At 71.7% G+C, this 13,495-nt stretch carries 15 protein-coding genes and 1 tRNA gene; 4 read left to right on the forward strand and 12 right to left on the reverse strand.

Going from position 1 to position 13,495, the window contains the following annotated elements; genetic code table 11:
- Window positions 1-70: 70 nt before the first annotated feature.
- Window positions 71-1,594, forward strand: a complete 1,524-nt coding sequence (locus tag FGW31_RS17715; RefSeq protein WP_142194402.1) for an MFS transporter — start codon at window positions 71-73, stop codon at window positions 1,592-1,594.
- A gap of 94 nt (window positions 1,595-1,688) precedes the next feature.
- Window positions 1,689-2,471 carry a TetR/AcrR family transcriptional regulator gene (locus FGW31_RS17720; RefSeq protein ID WP_142194403.1) on the forward strand — a complete coding sequence of 261 codons (783 nt, stop codon included), beginning with the start codon at window positions 1,689-1,691 and terminating at the stop codon, window positions 2,469-2,471.
- 287 nt (window positions 2,472-2,758) lie between these two features.
- On the opposite strand, the gene FGW31_RS17725 is transcribed toward FGW31_RS17720, so the two are convergent.
- Both FGW31_RS17725 and FGW31_RS17730 read right to left on the reverse strand, forming a co-directional pair.
- A complete protein-coding gene (locus FGW31_RS17725; protein ID WP_142194404.1) occupies window positions 2,759-3,229 on the reverse strand; it encodes a PPOX class F420-dependent oxidoreductase in 471 nt (156 codons plus the stop codon).
- A gap of 103 nt (window positions 3,230-3,332) precedes the next feature.
- Window positions 3,333-3,689 (reverse strand): STAS domain-containing protein, encoded by a 357-nt coding sequence (locus FGW31_RS17730; protein ID WP_373303347.1) that lies wholly within the window; start codon window positions 3,687-3,689, stop codon window positions 3,333-3,335.
- Between the two features lie 173 nt (window positions 3,690-3,862).
- Between FGW31_RS17730 and FGW31_RS17735 the strand changes: the two genes are divergently transcribed.
- A complete protein-coding gene (locus FGW31_RS17735; protein WP_167530048.1) occupies window positions 3,863-4,585 on the forward strand; it encodes an ANTAR domain-containing protein in 723 nt (240 codons plus the stop codon).
- 40 nt (window positions 4,586-4,625) lie between these two features.
- On the opposite strand, the gene FGW31_RS17740 is transcribed toward FGW31_RS17735, so the two are convergent.
- The 3 genes from FGW31_RS17740 to FGW31_RS17750 all read right to left on the reverse strand — a co-directional run bounded on the left by FGW31_RS17740 (window position 4,626) and on the right by FGW31_RS17750 (window position 8,604).
- Window positions 4,626-5,447 carry a YceI family protein gene (locus FGW31_RS17740; protein WP_142194406.1) on the reverse strand — a complete coding sequence of 274 codons (822 nt, stop codon included), beginning with the start codon at window positions 5,445-5,447 and terminating at the stop codon, window positions 4,626-4,628.
- 117 nt (window positions 5,448-5,564) lie between these two features.
- The gene (locus FGW31_RS17745) at window positions 5,565-8,024 is read right to left on the reverse strand and encodes an MFS transporter (RefSeq protein ID WP_459179163.1); all 2,460 of its coding nucleotides are present in this window, start codon (window positions 8,022-8,024) and stop codon (window positions 5,565-5,567) included.
- An 88-nt stretch (window positions 8,025-8,112) separates the two neighbouring features.
- Window positions 8,113-8,604: a MarR family winged helix-turn-helix transcriptional regulator gene (locus FGW31_RS17750; RefSeq protein ID WP_142194408.1), complete on the reverse strand. Its 492-nt coding sequence runs from the start codon at window positions 8,602-8,604 to the stop codon at window positions 8,113-8,115.
- Between the two features lie 186 nt (window positions 8,605-8,790).
- Between FGW31_RS17750 and FGW31_RS17755 the strand changes: the two genes are divergently transcribed.
- The gene (locus FGW31_RS17755; protein WP_142194409.1) at window positions 8,791-8,985 is read left to right on the forward strand and encodes a hypothetical protein; all 195 of its coding nucleotides are present in this window, start codon (window positions 8,791-8,793) and stop codon (window positions 8,983-8,985) included.
- Window positions 8,986-9,106: 121 nt separating this feature from the next.
- On the opposite strand, the gene FGW31_RS17760 is transcribed toward FGW31_RS17755, so the two are convergent.
- The 7 genes from FGW31_RS17760 to FGW31_RS17790 form a co-directional block, all read right to left on the reverse strand.
- Complete coding sequence (locus tag FGW31_RS17760) at window positions 9,107-10,003, reverse strand: RNA polymerase sigma factor SigF (protein ID WP_142194410.1); 897 nt, start codon at window positions 10,001-10,003, stop codon at window positions 9,107-9,109.
- Window positions 10,004-10,248: 245 nt separating this feature from the next.
- Window positions 10,249-11,103, reverse strand: a complete 855-nt coding sequence (locus FGW31_RS17765) for an RNA polymerase sigma factor SigF (protein WP_182674698.1) — start codon at window positions 11,101-11,103, stop codon at window positions 10,249-10,251.
- Window positions 11,104-11,330: 227 nt separating this feature from the next.
- The gene (locus FGW31_RS17770) at window positions 11,331-11,624 is read right to left on the reverse strand and encodes a Dabb family protein (protein ID WP_142194412.1); all 294 of its coding nucleotides are present in this window, start codon (window positions 11,622-11,624) and stop codon (window positions 11,331-11,333) included.
- Window positions 11,624-11,800 (reverse strand): hypothetical protein, encoded by a 177-nt coding sequence (locus FGW31_RS17775; protein ID WP_142194413.1) that lies wholly within the window; start codon window positions 11,798-11,800, stop codon window positions 11,624-11,626. The genes FGW31_RS17770 and FGW31_RS17775 overlap by 1 nt, the downstream gene beginning before the upstream one ends.
- A gap of 335 nt (window positions 11,801-12,135) precedes the next feature.
- A tRNA-Ser gene (locus tag FGW31_RS17780) sits at window positions 12,136-12,220 on the reverse strand.
- A gap of 45 nt (window positions 12,221-12,265) precedes the next feature.
- Window positions 12,266-12,697, reverse strand: coding sequence for a tRNA adenosine(34) deaminase TadA (gene tadA / locus FGW31_RS17785; protein WP_142194451.1), 432 nt, complete (start codon window positions 12,695-12,697; stop codon window positions 12,266-12,268).
- A 62-nt stretch (window positions 12,698-12,759) separates the two neighbouring features.
- Window positions 12,760-13,299 (reverse strand): tRNA adenosine deaminase-associated protein, encoded by a 540-nt coding sequence (locus FGW31_RS17790; protein ID WP_142194452.1) that lies wholly within the window; start codon window positions 13,297-13,299, stop codon window positions 12,760-12,762.
- Window positions 13,300-13,495 lie beyond the last annotated feature (196 nt).

Consider the following 13,495-nt stretch of genomic DNA (forward strand, 5'->3'; position numbering starts at 1 on the left):
CCACCGCCCTCACCGTTGTCCGCCCACGCCGTGTTGTACACCGTATGGGAGCTGTTCTACGGTGTACAACATGACGACGTCCCCACAGGAACAGGCCCCCGACCGGTCCCCGGGTCAGGCGGCCGGGCAGCCCCAGGGCCACGCCCGCCGCTGGCTGATCCTCGGAGTCATCTGCCTCGCGCAGCTCACCGTCCTGCTGGACAACACCGTCCTGAACGTGGCGATCCCCTCCCTCACCCGGGAACTGGACGCCTCCACCGCCGACATCCAGTGGATGATCAACGCCTACTCCCTGGTGCAGTCGGGACTGCTGCTCACCGCGGGCAACGCCGCCGACCGCTACGGCCGCAAGCGGATGCTGATCGTCGGCCTGACCCTGTTCGGCGCGGGCTCGCTGGTGGCCGGACTGGCCGGATCCGCCGGTCAGTTGATCGCCGCGCGGGCCGGTATGGGGATCGGCGGCGCGCTGCTGCTGACCACGACCCTCGCCGTCGTGATGCAGATCTTCACGCACGAGGAGCAGCCCCGGGCGATCGGCATCTGGGCCGCCGTCAACTCGCTGGGCTTCGCGGCCGGTCCGCTGGTCGGCGGGTTCATCCTGAACCACTTCTGGTGGGGCGCGATCTTCCTGGTCAACCTGCCGGTCGTGGTCCTCGCCCTGGTGGCCGTCGCCGCCTACGTCCCCGAGTCCCGCAACCGCCAGGGCGACCGGCCCGACGTCGTCGGCGCCGTGCTCTCCACCATCGGCATGGCCTCCCTGGTCTACGCGATCATCTCCGGCCCCGAGCACGGCTGGGCGTCCGTCCGGGTCCTGGGCACCGCGGCCGGGGCCGCGGCGGTGCTCGCCGCCTTCGCGTACTGGGAGAGCCGGATCCCTCACCCCATGCTCGACCCGCAGTTCTTCCGCATCCGCCGCTTCACGGCCTCGGTCGGCGGTCTCGTGCTGATCACCTTCGGCATGGGCGGCGCGCTGTTCCTGCTCACCCAGTACCTCCAGTTCGTCCTCGGCTACGGTCCGCTGGAAGCCGGCCTGCGCACCGCGCCGATGGCGCTGACCGTCGTCGCCCTCAACTTCACGGGCGTGGCCACCAAGTGGTCGGCGCGGATGGGCACCCCGGTCTCCATCGGCCTCGGCATGGGGCTGATGGCGGCCGGACTGGTGTCGATCGCCACACTCACCGCGCACGGCTACGCCGGCACACTGCTCGGCCTGGTCCTGATCGGGACGGGCACGGCCGTCGGCAGCCCGGTCATGTCGCACGCGATCATGAGTTCCATCCCCCGGGACAAGGCGGGCGTCGGCGCCGGGATCAACGGCACCCTCGCCGAGTTCGGCACCGGCCTCGGGGTGGCCGTGCTGGGCGCGGTGCTGAACGCGCGGTTCGCGGCGCTGGTCCCGGTGGCGGCCGGCTCGCTGCCGGTGGCGCTGGCCGCGGCCGGCTCCGACGGCGAGCGGGCCCGGATCACCGACGCGTACTCCTCGGGACTGGAGACGAGTCTGCTGGTCGGCGCGGTGGCCGTGCTGCTCGGCGGGCTGGTCGCCGGGGCCTTGCTGCACCGGGCGGATCGGGCAGACTCGGGGAAGAAGGCCTGACGGACCGGGCCGCCCGCGGGCAGCGGGCGGTCGGCGCGCCCCGTACCGGGGTGCCTAGCATGAACCGGCGTCGGCGAGTCGAGGAAGGTGCGCCATGGTGAGGGCAGCCCAGCGGTCCGAGCGCGGGCCGCGGCCCAGTGTCTGGCTGGAGGGCGGGGCCCGCCGCGGCGGGCGCGGCGGCGGGCAGCCGTCGGGGCTGGACCGGGAGCGCATCACCGAGGCCACGGTCCGGCTGCTGGACGCCGAGGGCCTGGCCAAGTTCTCCATGCGCCGGCTCGCCGCAGAACTGAACGTGACGGCGATGTCCGTCTACTGGTACGTCGACACCAAGGACGACCTGCTCGAACTCGCGCTGGACGCGGCCTTCGGCGAGCCCGCGCTGCCCGATCCGGACGCCGACGAGGACTGGCGCGACCAGCTGCGCGCGCTGGCCCGGGAGTACCGGGCCCTGCTGGTGCGCCACCCCTGGCTGTCGCCGCTGGCCGGGAAGTACCTCAACATCGGGCCCAACGCGCTGGCGTTCTCCCGGGTGATCCAGCAGGTCATCCGGAAGACGGGACTGCCCGCGCACGGGCTGACCGGGGCCATCTCCGCCGTCTTCCAGTTCGTGTACGGCTACGGCACGATCGAGGGCCACTTCCTCGCCCGTGTCGCCGCGACCGGCATGACCGCCGACGAGTACCACCGCGACGCCATGACCGCGGTGACGCGGTCACCGGACGCCGCCGAGGTCATCGGCGAGTCCACGAGGATCATGGAGGCCCGCGGCGGCGACACGGTCGAGGAGATGATGGAGCGGGACTTCGCCTTCGCCCTGGACCTGCTGGTCGCGGGCATGGAGGCGATGGTCGCCCGCAGCCGGGACAACCGTCCGTAGCCGGCACAGACCCCCGCAGCGAGGACTGACCTGCCCATGCCGGGGCCGGCCCTCCCCCCCCGGTAGGCACTGGCCCGCCCGTGGCCGGCACTGACCGCCCGCCGTCCGACCTGACCGTCCGCAGCGGGGACGACGGTTCGCAGCGGGGCCGACCGCCCGCCGTCCGACCTGACCGCCCGCAGCCGGGACGACCGCCCGCAGCCGGGACGACCGCCCGCAGCCGGGACGACCGTCCGCGGCCGGGACGACTGTCCGCACCCGGAGCCGACCCGACCGGCCGGACCGGGCTACTCCCCCTCGACCAGCCGCGCCGGGAAGCCGCCGGTCGCCACCGGGCCCCAACGCTCCGGCGTGATCCGGATGATGGACTTGCCCTGCTTGAGCATCGCCCGGCGGTACTCGTCCCAGTCGGGGTGCTCCCCGGCGATGTTCCGGTAGTACTCCACCAGCGGCTCCATGGACTCGGGCGAGTCCACGACCTCGGCGGTGCCGTCGACCTGCACCCAGGGACCGTTCCAGTCGTCGCTGAGCACGATCAGGCTGACCCGCGGGTCGCGCTTGGCGTTGCGGGTCTTGGCGCGCTCGGGGTAGGTGGAAACGACGATCCGGCCCGAGTCGTCGACCCCGCAGGTCAGCGGGGAGCCCTGAGGGCCGCCGTCCGCCCGCCGGGTCAGCAGGATCGCGCGGTGCCGGGGCCGTACGAAGTCGAGCAGTTCGTCGAGGGAGACGCGGGTGTTCGTCGCGATGTTCGGTGCCATGGCGTCAGACTAGGGGGTGCCGTTCGGACGGGGCCGACGCCACTCGACGGCGCAGATGTGCGTGCCACGCCCCGCGAAACCGACATGATCCAAACGACAGGGCCTAGGCGGCCATCGCCTCGTCGAGGTTGTCGTACACGGGGACGTCGCGGCGCAGGCCGGTCAGCTCCAGCACCCGGCTGGCCACGCTCTCCGGGCGGGCCACCACGTACACCGAGGTGCCGGGGCGCAGCAGATGCCGTACGTCGTTGATGAGGCGGACACCCTGGGAGTCCATGAACCGGGTCGCGGTGAGGTCGAGGACCACGACCCGCGGCCGGCGGCCCTTGGCGGGGCGGGCCTGGGACATGATCAGCGGCAGCAGCCCGTCCGCGTTGGAGAAGTCGACCTCGGGCGGGAACGGCAGCAGGACCCGCTCGGGCGGGGCGCCCGGTTCGGGGGGTGGGGGGAGGAAGGGCACGGTACTCACCTGACAGACATGCGTCCGGGATTCCGGTAAGGCCACTTCCTGACCCGTCCACCCATTGCACCACGTCGGAGCGGATCGGCGAAAGCGGCTAAAGTTTGTACGTCCTGTGCTCGCAGTCGGGAATGTGCTGCGGAGCTCTCCTGCGCACGGCCTTTCGGCCGTGCATGCCGAAGAGGTTCGTGGTGGTTGCGTCCCGGTTTTCTGATTTGCCCCATTTGCCTGCCGGTGTCGAACTGGCGGAAGCGCTTACCACGGCGGCCCGCCGACTGCACGAGACGTCCAGCCCGGCCGGCACCCTCGACACCGCCGTGCGGCTCGCCGTGGACCTGGTGCCCGGAGCCGACCACGCGGGCATCTCCGTGATGGAGCGGAACAACCGGCGCCGCACGCTCGCCTGGACCGACGAGGTGGTGCGCGCCGCCGAGGACGGCCACCCGCGGGACGACGGCCGGCCGTACTGGGACCGGCTGTGGACCGCTCCGGTGGCCGAGGTGACGGACAGTGAGGGCGACGAGGGCGAGGACACGCTGTCCGGACTGGGGCTGCGGTCCGTGCTGTCGCTGCGGTTGCGCGCCGACCGCCGCCGGCTGACCGTGCTCACCGCCTACTCCCGCAAGCCGCGCGCCTTCGACGAGACGGCGCTGCGGATCGGGCGGCTGTTCACCGCGCACGTCGGCATAGCCCTGGACTCCGCGACCGTGCGCGAGCAGCTCACCCAGGCGATGCACACCCGGGACCTGATCGGCCAGGCCACCGGCATCCTCATGGAGCGCCTGGACATCGACGCGGCCGGCGCCTTCGACAGCCTGGTGCGCGCCTCGCAGCGGGAGAACGTGAAGCTGCGCGACCTCGCCCGCCGCATCGTCGACGCGCACAACAACCCCTGACGGGCCGCGTGCGGCGGGCGGTGCACGCCGTCGCCGGCCGCTACGCGGCGGGCAGCGACTCCCCCTGAACCGCCTGGATGTCCAGCTCCACCCGCAGCGTGGTGCCGATGGCCGCGATGCCCGCCTGGAGGACCTGGTTGTAGTTCATCGCGAAGTCCTCGCGCCGCAGTTCGGCCGTGGCGCGGAAGGCCGCCCGGGTGCCGCCCCAGGGGTCCGCGCCGGTGCCCAGGTAGGCCAGGTCCAGGTCGACGGGGCGGACGACCCCGCGCATGGCCAGCTCACCGTGGACGGTCCAGCGGTCGGGACCGGCCTCGGTCAGCCCGGTGGACCGGTAGGTGATCTCCGGGTACCGCTCCACGTCCAGGAAGTCCGCGGACCGCAGATGGGTGTCGCGCATCCCGTTGCCGGTGTCGATGGACGCCGCCCGGATCACCGCCTCCACCCGGGACTTGGCGATGTCGTCCGGCGCGACCTCCACCGAGGCCGCGAACTCGGTGAACCGCCCGCGCACACTGGAGATGCCCAGGTGCTGGGCGACGGCGGCCACGCTGGAGTGCGCCGGGTCGACGGTCCACGGCCCGGGCGGCGGCAGCTCCGCGCCGCCCTGCCGGGCCAGCGTCACCGTCCCGACCTCGGCCCGCCCGCTCGCGGTGACGACGGCGCTCGCGGCGGCCGGCGCGTACCCGACCGCCGTGATGATCACGGTGTACGCCCCGGGTGCCAGCGCCGTGGTGTCCCGGACGGCGCCCTCGGCGTCCGCCTCGGCGCGCAGCACCTGTGTGCCGGTCGCGTCGGTCACCGTGACGACCGCGTGCGACACGGCCCATCCGTCCCGGGTGCGGATCCTCGCGGTCAGTGGCATCCCGTATCTCCCTGCAAAACCTGAAAAACCTGAAGAAAATGGTCGTGACGCGATCGGCCCGCGGCGGGGCGCGTCTCCACTGCGGGACGCGCCCGGGTGCCGCGGGCCGGGGCCGGGCTACTCGCCCGGGTGGGCGAGCGCGATGTCGTGGTCGTCGACTCCGCCGCCGGTGACCGTCAGCGCGGTGGCCACCGGCGGGTAGCCCGTGGCGATGACGGTGTACTCGCCGCCGTCCAGGTCGGTGAAGGCGTACGCCCCGTCCGCGCCGGTCGTCGCCGTGCCGACGACGTTGCCCGCCGCGTCGACCAGCGTCACCCGGGCGTCGGCCAGCGGCCCGTGCGGTGCGCGGACCACGCCCTGCACCTGGGCGCCGGTCTCCAGCTCGACCTCGACCCGGGTCACCCCGGTGCCGCCGACCTCGACGGGCAGCGCCCGCGGCCGGTACCCGGCGGCGTTCACGGCGACGGTCACCGCGCCCGGCACCAGCTCGGCGAAGGTGAACTCGCCCGCCTCACCGGTGGTCCCGGTGGCCAGCAGGTCGCCGCGCACATCGGTGACGATCACCATGGCGTCCTTCACCGGCAGTCCGCTGCCGACGGCGCGCACCGTTCCGCTCAGTCCGCTGGTGCCGCTGAGCAGGATGTCGTAGGCGACCGGTTCGCCGTTCACCACGACCGTGGACGCCTGCGGCTGGTGCCCGTCGGCGGCGGCGATCAGGACGTACGACCCGGTGCCGGGCGCGTCCACCGCGTAGGAGCCGTTGGACTGCGCCACCGACCGGCCCAGCTGACGCCCCGCCAGGGAGATCAGCGTGACGGCCGCCTGCGGCACGGGCGCGCTGTCGGCGCCCCGCACGAAGCCGTGCACCGGGATGCCGCCGCCGGCGGACTCCTCCGGGCGGGCGAGGGTGGCGACGGCGGACAGCGGCTGCGCGGCCGTGGCCTCCGGACCGGCGACCGTCTCGGCCGCGGTCTCGGCGGCGGTGCCGGCCGGCACCTGGCCGGCGGCCGGTGCGGGCGCCTCGGCGGCGGCCTGCGCCGGGGCCGGGGACGTCTCCTCCGCGGCCTGGGCCAGTGCGCCCGAGGTGCGCAGCGGGACCTCCTTGATGAACAGGGTCACCAGGAAGGCGAGCAGGGCGATCGGGGCGACGTAGAGGAAGATGTCGGCGATGCCGTGCCCGTAGGCGCTCTCCAGCCAGGTCCGGATGCCCGGGGGCAGCAGGTCCATGTCGGGTATCGCGCCGCTGCCGGAGGCCTTGGCGGCCGCCGCCTGCTCCTGCGGGCTCAGCTGCCCGATGGTGTCGGACGCGTAGTTGCTGATCCGGGTCGACATGACGGAGCCGAGCACCGAGACGCCCACCGCGCCGCCCAGCGAGCGGAAGAAGGTGACGACGGAGGAGGCCGCGCCCAGGTCGCTCGGGGCCACCTGGTTCTGCGTGCACAGCACCAGGTTCTGCATCATCATGCCGACGCCGAGGCCCATCAGCGCCATGAAGACGGCGATGTGCCAGTACGGGGTGTCGTAGCGCATGGTGCCCAGCAGGCCCAGGCCCGCCGTCAGCAGCACGCCGCCGGCCAGCAGCCAGCCCTTCCAGCGGCCGGTCTTGGTGATGATCATGCCGGAGACCGTGGACGACACGAACAGGCCGCCGATCATCGGGATCGTCATGACGCCGGACATGGTCGGGGACTTGTCGCGGGCCAGCTGGAAGTACTGGCTGAAGTAGACGGTGCCGGCGAACATCGCGATGCCGACGAACAGCGAGGCCAGCGAGGCCAGGGTGATGGTGCGGTTGCGGAACAGGCGCAGCGGGATGATCGGCTCGGCGGCCTTCGACTCGACGAGCAGGAAGATCAGCGTCAGCACGACCGCGCCGCCGACCATGACGCCGGTCTGCCAGGACATCCAGGCGTACTTGTCGTCGGCGAAGGTGACCCAGACGAGCAGCAGGCAGACGGCCGCGGTGACGAAGAAGGCGCCGGCCCAGTCGACCTTGACCTTCCGCTTGACCACGGGCAGGTGCAGCGTCTTCTGCAGCACGATCAGCGCGACGAGCGCGAAGGGCACACCGACGTAGAGGCACCAGCGCCAGCCGAGCCAGCTGGTGTCGGTGATGACACCGCCGAGCAGCGGGCCGCCGACGGTCGCGACGGCGAACGTCGCGCCCAGGTAGCCGGAGTAACGCCCGCGTTCACGCGGGGAGATCATCGCGGCCATGATGATCTGCGCCAGCGCGGCCAGGCCGCCGGCGCCCAGGCCCTGGATGGCGCGGGCGGTGATCAGCATCGCCGGGTTCTGCGCCAGACCGGCGACGACGGAGCCGATGACGTAGATGATCAGGCCTATCTGGACCAGCGCCTTCTTGCTGACCAGGTCGGCGAGCTTGCCCCACAGGGGGGTGGAGGCGGTCATGGCCAGCAGCGAGGCGGTGACGACCCAGGTGTAGGCGCTCTGCCCGCCGCCGAGGTCGTTGACGATCTCCGGCAGGGCGTTGGTGACGATGGTGGAGGACAGGATGGCGGCGAACATGCCGAGCAGCAGCCCGGACAGTGCCTCCATGATCTGCCGGTGGGTCATCGGAGCGTGGCTTTCCAAGGAGCCTCCCCCGTGCTTGGCATGAGCCCGCACACCGGCTGGTGTGGTCGTTGCCATGGGCTTCCTTCTCTTATGTGCTTGCGGGTGTACGGGTGGGTGGTTCGGCGGCGGGAGGCGCCGGCCGGGGCGCGGCCCGGCAGTCGCCGAAGCTGTCCCTGAGCCGTTCCATCAGCTGGGCGAGCCGGCCGACCTCTTCGTCGGACCAGTCGGACAGGCGCTCGGCGAGCAGGTGGGTGGTCCGCCGGAACAGCTCGTCGAGCTGGGTCCGGCCGGCCGGGGTGAGGCGCAGGATGCGCGAGCGCTTGTCGGCGGGGTCGGGGGAGCGCTCGATCCAGCCGCGCTCGGCGAGGTGGGCGACGTGGCGGCTGGTGACCGACATGTCCACCGACAACAGCTCGGCGAGCTTGCTCATGCGCATGTCGCCGTGGCGGCCGAGCAGTGTGAGTACGGCCGCGGAGCCGCTGTGGCAGTCGGCCGGCATGATCCGGTTCATCTCCCGCTTGACCGCGCCGAAGGCGCTGAACTGTCGCACCAGCTCCTCGTACTGCGCGGGCCCGGCCATGGGCACCTCCCGTTTTGTTGCTTAGAGCAACCATAGAATTGATGGTTGCTGCAGGCAAGCAAAAACGGGGTGGTGAGCCCCAAAAACTTGGCAAAGGCAAGTAATCGCGATAGTAAACGCGCAGGTGGCGGGGGTGGCACCGCCCCGCTTGGGCCCGGTGTCGGGGATTCGCTAGGGTCTCGGGCCATGGCTAACACCCAGGGCCCCCAGGGCAACCACGACCCCGCCGGCAGCACCCAGATGTTCCGCGCGTTCGTCGACGAGGCTCCGCAGGGCCGGCAGGCCGCCGCCGCGGGCGGCGGGCCGCGGATCGGCGTGATCGTCGGCGTCGTCGTGGCCGTGGCGGTCGTCGCCGCGGTCGCCTGGCTCGCGCTCAAGTAACGCGCCCGAACACCCGGAACAACGCGGCGGCCGCCGTTGCGCCCGTGTCGGGCGCCCCGGCGGCCACACATCCGGTGCCACGTACGGAGCGTCCGGCCGACGCTCCGCGATCAGGCGTGCCTCAGTCCGAGATGAGGCCTTCCCGCAGCTGCGCGAGCGTGCGGGTGAGCAGCCGGGAGACGTGCATCTGGGAGATGCCGACCTCCTCGCCGATCTGCGACTGCGTCATGTTGGCGAAGAAGCGCAGCATGATGATCCGCCGCTCCCGGGGCGGCAGCTTGGCCAGCAGCGGCTTGAGGGACTCGCGGTACTCCACGCCCTCCAGCGCCGTGTCCTCGTAGCCGAGGCGGTCCGCGAGCGAGCCCTCGCCGCCGTCGTCCTCGGGGGCGGGGGAGTCCAGCGAGGACGCCGTGTACGCGTTGCCGACGGCGAGGCCGTCGACCACGTCCTCCTCCGACACGCCCAGCACGGCGGCGAGTTCGGTGACGGTGGGCGAGCGGTCCAGCTTCTGGGAGAGCTCGTCGCTGGCCTTCGTCAGCGCCAGGCGCAGCTCCTGCAGCCGGCGCGGCACCCGCACCGACCAGGACGTGTCGCGGAAGAACCGCTTGATCTCGCCGACCACCGTCGGCATCGCGAACGTCGGGAACTCCACGCCCCGTTCGCAGTCGAAGCGGTCGATCGCCTTGATCAGCCCGATGGTGCCGACCTGGACGATGTCCTCCATCGGCTCGTTGCGCGAGCGGAACCGGGCCGCCGCGTACCGCACGAGCGGGAGGTTGAGCTCGATCAGGGTGTCCCGGACGTAGGCGCGCTCCGGGCTGTCCTGGTCGAGTGCGGCGAGCCGCAGGAACAGGGAGCGGGACAGGGTGCGGGTGTCGAGGGCCGCCGTCTCCGGGAGTTCCGGAGCGGCCGCGGGGGCCGGGCCTTCGTCGATGGGGCCGAGTGCGTCGAGAGCATGGGGAGCTGTCTCGCTCTCCGCGAGCGTGAGCACCTTCGAGCTGCCCTGTTCTGCGGACATGCCACCCCCTTTGGGTCGCGGGACGGTCGCGGCGGACGCTCCCGTCGGAGGAACGCAGCCTTCACCTGAATACCGGCGCCGAGGCTCCGGCAAACGCGCTTCCCGCAGAATGTCACATGTCGGCAACGCGCTGTAGTGACATGTCGACATCTGAGATGTGAATCAGCCCTGGAAACAAGGGGTCTGACGGCCTGTCGGCGCAAAAAGGAGCAGATGGGCCCGGTGGGGTGATTCGCTCTTTCCGGTTACGCGTCGATCCTGTTTGCGGACCTCAGCCGCTGGAAGCTACGTGCCAGTAGACGGGACACGTGCATCTGCGAGACGCCGAGTTCCGCACTGATCTGCGACTGGGTGAGATTGCTGAAGTAACGCAGCAGCAGGATGCGCTGTTCCCGCTCGGGCAGTTGGACGAGCAGGTGCCGGACCAGGTCGCGGTGCTCGACACCGTCCAGGGCGGGGTCCTCGTAGCCGAGCCGGTCCAGCAGCCCGGGCATGCCGTCGCCCTCCTGTGCGGCCTCCAGCGAGGTGGCGTGGTACGACCGTCCGGCCTCGATGCAGGACAGCACCTCCTCCTCGGAGATGCGCAGCCGCTCGGCGATCTCGGCCGTCGAGGGCGTGCGGCCGAACGCGGTCGTGAGGTCCTCGGTGGCGCTGTTGACCTGCACCCACAGTTCGTGCAGCCGGCGCGGTACGTGGACGGTGCGGACGTTGTCCCGGAAGTACCGCTTGATCTCGCCGACCACCGTCGGCATCGCGAACGTGGGGAACTGCACGCCCCGGTCCGGGTCGAAGCGGTCGATGGCGTTGATCAGCCCGATGGTGCCGACCTGGACGACGTCCTCCATCGGCTCGTTGCGGGAGCGGAAGCGGGCGGCCGCGTAGCGCACGAGCGGGAGGTTCGCCTCGATGAGCGCCGCGCGCACGCGGGAGTGCTCCGGCGTGCCCGGCTCCAGTTCCTTGAGCTGGCCGAAGAGCACCTGGGTGAGGGCCCGGGTGTCGGCGCCGCGCCGCCTGGCCGGGGACTGGGGGGTGGTCGCGGCCTGGAGCGCGTCGGGGGACACCTCGTCCTGGGGTGGCGCAGTACTGGCCGGCACGGTCAACGCCACCTCTTTTTCGTTCAACTCATCCGTCAAAAGCGGTCATAGCATCACAAGACTGACTCACTGTGTGCAAGCACCGCATATTCCGTGTTGAGTGATGAATCTGTGTACATGGCACAGGGAAGCCCCCGCCGTCACGACGAGGGACGGGGCGGGGGCTTCGAGGGGGCCTCGGGGGAACAGGTGGCCGTGAAAGGGGCTGCGAGGGGACTGCGGGGCGGGCGAGGTCAGAACTCGTAGTCGGCGATCACCCACGTGGCGAACTCGCGCCACAGTCCGACGCCGGCCTGGTGCTCCGGGTGCTCCACGTAGCGGCGCAGCGCCTCGGCGTCCTCGAACGCCGAGTTGATGGCGAAGTCGTAGGCGATGGGGCGGTCGCTGATGTTCCAGGCGCACTCCCAGAAGCGGATCTCCGGGATCTTGCCGTCCAGCGACCGGAAGGCCTCCACGCCCTTCACGACCCTCGGGTCGTCGCGCCGGACGCCCTCGTTCAGCCTGAAGAGCACCAGGTGGCGGATCATCACTCTCCTCCGTTGGCGAGCCACGTCATGAAGTCGCCGACGGCCTTGGCGGCGTCCGAGATGCCCTCGAACCCGATCTGGACGTAGTCGGCCGCCTTGGCCGGGTCCGTGATGATCACGTACAGGACGAAGACCACAAGGACGTAGACGGCGGCCTTCTTTGCGTTCACCGCCATCGCGGCCCTCCCCTGTCACTGATGTGCGCTGGCGTCACATGCGTCGGCGGGGCCCATGATCGCACGACGGGCACCGTCTGACGACGGGGCTTTTCCGACCCGTGGCGGCCGTGGAGCGCGGGAGCGGGACGGGCCGGCGGCGGGGTGCGGGGCCGGCGGCGGTGGGACGCGGGGCTGTCCGCTGTCGGGCGCGCGGGACGGTCCGGCGGCAGGACCGCCGGTACGGCCGGGGCAACGGCGTGGCGGACCGGGCCACTTGGCGGTCCCGGCCGTACCCGGCCGGGAGGAGACGCACGAAGGGCCCGGCTCGATGAGCCGGACCCTTCGTCCAAGAGCGGTAGCGGAGGGATTTGAACCCTCGGTGACTTGCGCCACACTCGCTTTCGAGGCGAGCTCCTTCGGCCGCTCGGACACGCTACCGAGGGAGACCTTACAGCACGGTGGGCGGTGGTTCGAAATCGGTATTCACCGGTGGCGGAAGAACTCGGTGAGCAGCCGGGAGCACTCCTCGGCGAGCACTCCTTCGATCACCTCGGGCCGGTGGTTGAGCCGCCGGTCGCGGACCAGATCCCACAGGGAGCCGACCGCGCCGGCCTTGTCGTCCCGGGCGCCGTAGACGATCCGGTCCACCCGGGACTGCTGGAGGGCGCCCGCGCACATGGTGCACGGCTCCAGCGTGACGACCAGGGTGCAGCCGGCCAGCCGCCACTCGCCGAGCCGCGCGGCGGCCCGCCGGACGGCGAGGACCTCCGCGTGCGCGGTGGGGTCGCCGCCGGCCTCGCGCTCGTTGTGCGCGGAGGCCAGCACGGTGGTGCCGTCCGCGGCGAGCACGACGGCGCCGACGGGAACGTCCCCGCCCCGGACGGCCAGCGCGGCCTCGTCCAGGGCGAGTCGCATCGCCGCCCGCCACGGGTCGCGTACCGGGTCCGGGCCGGGTGCGGACGGGGTGGCGGGCACGGTCAGCGGACGGTCTCCAGGACTTCCGAGGCGCCGAGGGCCTCGGCGATCTCGTTGACGGCGTCCTCGGTCATGGTGCGCAACTCCTTCTCGCTCACGCCCAGATCGTCCAGGATCTGCGCGTCGCCGACCGGTCCGTGCGGCACGGCGTCGGCGGAGCCGGCGGACGCGGCGCCGTCGTCGGCGTCCTCGTCGTCCGGTTCGCCGTCCTCCGTGCCGTCGAGGTCGAGGGCGTCCAGGTCGGGGCCGTCGTCCCCGGGCTCGCGGCCGAGCAGTTCGTCGGTGAGCAGGATCTCCCCGTAGCTGCTGCGGGCGGCCGCTGCGGCGTCGGAGACGTAGACCCGAGGATCGTCCTCGCCGTCCACGCGGACGACGCCGAACCAGCCGTCCTCCTGCTCGATCAGCACGAGCACCGTGTCCTCGTCGGGAGAGGCTTCCCGGGCCAGGTCGGCCAGATCCGACAGGGTTTCCACATCGTCGAGCTCTGTGTCGCTCGCTTCCCACCCGTCTTCGGTGCGCGCGAGCAGTGCGGCGAAGTACACCGTGACTCTCCCACTGGTCATAGGTGTGCCGGTTGGAGGTCCCCCCGGCGGAGGTGTGCGGGTGGGGGTCGGCGCTCCGAGCCCCCTCCCACTCGGAATCGTGGCAGAAACAAGGCTGTCAGGGGACGTCTTCGGCTCCCTGTGTCCGGCAGTTTCGATCGCAGTTCGCCGAGTGGGCCCAAAGAGGACTCACCAG

It is taken from the genome of Streptomyces calvus (genome assembly GCF_006782915.1).
Classification (GTDB): Bacteria; Actinomycetota; Actinomycetes; order Streptomycetales; family Streptomycetaceae; genus Streptomyces; species Streptomyces calvus.